Source organism: Priestia sp. P5_B4, assembly GCF_056400385.1.
Window position 1 is genome coordinate 1 of record NZ_JBFULJ010000455.1, and the last position, 3,076, is coordinate 3,076.

The following is a 3,076-nucleotide window of genomic DNA, read 5'->3' on the forward strand; positions in this document are numbered from 1 at the left end:
CATCAAGAATCAAACTCGTTCGGATCTTCCTTCAACTAATTTTGTCACAGCCTCTTTTAACTCTTTTTCACTTTTTGTGACATTGGCAACCTTACTGTAAATGTACTTCCTTTTTCTTGTTCACTTTCTACGTCAATTTTCCCTTTATGTGTTTCTACGATCCATTTAGCGATTGCTAAGCCTAGCCCATGACCTCCCATTTGACGAGATCGCGATTTGTCAGCACGATAAAAGCGGTCAAAGATTCGATCCTTTTCATCTGGATGAATCCCAACGCCCGTATCACGTACTTTTAATATGCATTCACTTCCATGCTGAACTACTTGAATGTTGACATTTCCATGAGGAGTCRTATATTTAATCGCATTATCTAACAAAATGTAAATCAGCTGAGTTAGACGCTCTTGATCTCCAGTTACCACTAATTTTTCCGGTGTATCCAGCTGCAAATCAATATGTTTAGAAACCGCTAGAGTTTCAACGGATTCCATTACCTTTTGCACCGCATCTGTAATATCAAAGGGCATCATTGCTTTTTCTACTTTATTAGAGTCTGAACGTGCAAGCGTAAGCAAATCACTGACGAGACTCGTCATCCGCTTTACTTCAGCTTTCATATTATTGATTAATTTTTTAGAAAAAGGATCTTCTGTTACTTCCTCCTGCATTTCTAAAGCATTGATAGAAGAAAGCATAACACTAAGCGGCGTTCTTAACTCATGGGATGCATCCGCCACAAACTCTTTTTGCTTTTGGAAAGCTGTTTCAATTGGAACCATAGCCCGTTTTGACATTAAGCGGCTGATATAAATGGCTACTCCTACAAACAGTACGGTAAGGCTTAACATAATAATAAGGAGCCACTTTAACAGCTGATAAAGAAATGAAACGTCTTTTCCAATATAAAGCATCCCTAAAAATTGACCTTTATAAAAAATAGGTTCACCCGCCATCATCAAATCAATATCTATTTTGCCTTCCCCGTTTTGCCCTTTTACTCCTTCAATATGTTCGAAACTAGGGCGCGGGGCTTTTATTCGTTCTTTCCTCACTTCATTTTCAATAGGGATCCAGCCATCAATTAAATTTAATAAGTTAGAGCGAAGCCGCTCGCTCGCTTCGTTTCCCATAATAAGGTCCCCTTCAGGACTGATTACGTAATAAAAAAATTGATCTTCACCGGCTACGACAATGTTTTTGTACTCTTCTTTTGACTGTTGATTCGAGCTGTTTATCGCTTGTTTAATTAAGATGCTTTGGACAATTCGGGACTCTTGCTTTAGCATGCTATTTAAGTTTTGCTGCTGACTGTTGGATACAACCACATATACCAATGCATAAACAATAAACACGAATAATAGCAGAAACAGCATTAGTAATGCGCTATATCGGAATGTTAAACGATTTTGCGTCTGGCTGAATAAATCTTGCTTTACTTTTTGTTTTACTTTCTGTTTAGCTCTTGTAAGGAGTTTAGCTTTCAATTTTGTAGCCTACTCCGCGAATGCTTTGAATAAGATCCTGTTTGTTAAATTTCTCTAGTTTTTTTCGCAAAAGTTTAACCGTCGCATCAATCGTTTTAATTGAAACATCTGATTCATATCCCCATACCCGGTCTAAAATAATATCTCGAGAAAGAACTTGTCCTTTGTTTTTCACTAAAAAATCTAGAAGTTGAAATTCACGAGGACTTAATTGAATAAACTCCTCGTCAAACTGTACGGTTTGACTTGCTCTTTTTAATATCATGCTGGCAATCTCTACTTCTTCTTCTAAAATCGGTGCATAATTACGACGAGACAAAGCACGAAGCCTTGCAAGCAGCTCGTCAATTTCAAATGGCTTAATAACGTAATCATCCGCTCCCGCATCTAAACCTTGTATACGATCTTGAACCGCATCTTTTGCTGTTAACATAAGAATAGCTCCGGCGTATCCTTCTTTTCTTAGACGTTTACATACATCGATTCCGTCTCCATTGGGCATCATCCAGTCAAGAATTAACACATCATAATGCGCTTCAGATGCATAATCATATGCATCATTCCCTTCCGTCACCCATTCGACGTTATAGCCTCCTTTTTTCTTTAGCATATAACTAACTAATTCACCTAGCTGCAAATCATCTTCTGCTAGCAGTACATTCATTCCGCGTAACTCCTTCCTTCGATACATGTCGCTGCATCCTTTTGTTTACTTTATTATACAAAAAGAATCAGCAGAAACAAGCTGCCTCTACTGATCTCTTTTCATTTTAAATTCCCTTAGCTATACTCAGCACGGGCGCAAACCGCTGTCCAGCAGTTTGCGTCTTTTGTACTCTTTATGAATGCCTAACGATTTGATTTGAATATGAAGGATTTGATCCATTAACAGTTTCTGTGACCTTTACAACACGCCGGCATATCTCAGCTCGTACACCTCTGTGCTTCAATTGCTCGACGATTTTTTCTAACTTACTATAAGACGCTGTTTGTTTCATATCCATCCCCTCATTTCGTTAAGGTATTATTTATGAATCAAGTTTGTTTGTAATATCATACTTTTTCTTTAGCTTTTGTAACCATGTTGGATACTCTGTTTGGTATTTTTGATCAAGCAGCGTTTGCTTGATTTTTGCTTTGCTATTTTCATATGTTGCTTTTTGCGCTTCTTTTTTGCCTGTTACTTTAATAATGTGATAACCGTATTCTGTTTTAACAGGATCACTTACTTCATTTACCTTCATTGAAAATGCTTTGTTGGCAAAAGCTTCAACCATATCACCTTTTTTGAAGTATCCAAGGTTTCCGCCATCTGATTTAGAAGCTGTATCTGTTGAATATTCTTTTGCTAGCTTCGCAAAATCTTCTCCTTTATCAAGCTTTGCCTTTACTTCTTTCGCTGTCTTTTCATCTGCTACTAAGATGTGGCTAGCTTTCACCTGTGCTTCTGTAGCTAGTGAATCTTTATTTTGATCAAAGTACGATTTCATTTCACTATCTTTAATATTAATAGTCGACTCGACCATTTTTTTTGCCTCAATATTCGTCTTTAAATCTTTTTTCAGCTCTGACAATTTTACACCGCTAGATGC

The 3,076-nt window shown here is 37.4% G+C and carries 3 protein-coding genes; all 3 read right to left on the bottom strand.

Going from position 1 to position 3,076, the window contains the following annotated elements; all coding sequences use genetic code 11:
- Window positions 1-56: 56 nt before the first annotated feature.
- Window positions 57-1,484, bottom strand: a complete 1,428-nt coding sequence (locus tag AC1DRF_RS21175) for a sensor histidine kinase (protein ID WP_477741614.1) — start codon at window positions 1,482-1,484, stop codon at window positions 57-59.
- Window positions 1,474-2,148: a response regulator transcription factor gene (locus tag AC1DRF_RS21180; protein ID WP_013056756.1), complete on the bottom strand. Its 675-nt coding sequence runs from the start codon at window positions 2,146-2,148 to the stop codon at window positions 1,474-1,476. The genes AC1DRF_RS21175 and AC1DRF_RS21180 overlap by 11 nt, the downstream gene beginning before the upstream one ends.
- Window positions 2,149-2,512: 364 nt before the next feature.
- Window positions 2,513-3,076 (bottom strand): peptidylprolyl isomerase (locus tag AC1DRF_RS21185; RefSeq protein WP_477741615.1); only part of this gene is annotated, 564 nt, incomplete at its 5' end.

What these genes read in the sequence shown, in the direction of transcription:
- AC1DRF_RS21180 (WP_013056756.1), bottom strand. Translation starts at nt 2,148, where the DNA reads ATGAATGTACTGCTAGCAGAAGATGATTTGCAGCTAGGTGAATTAGTT.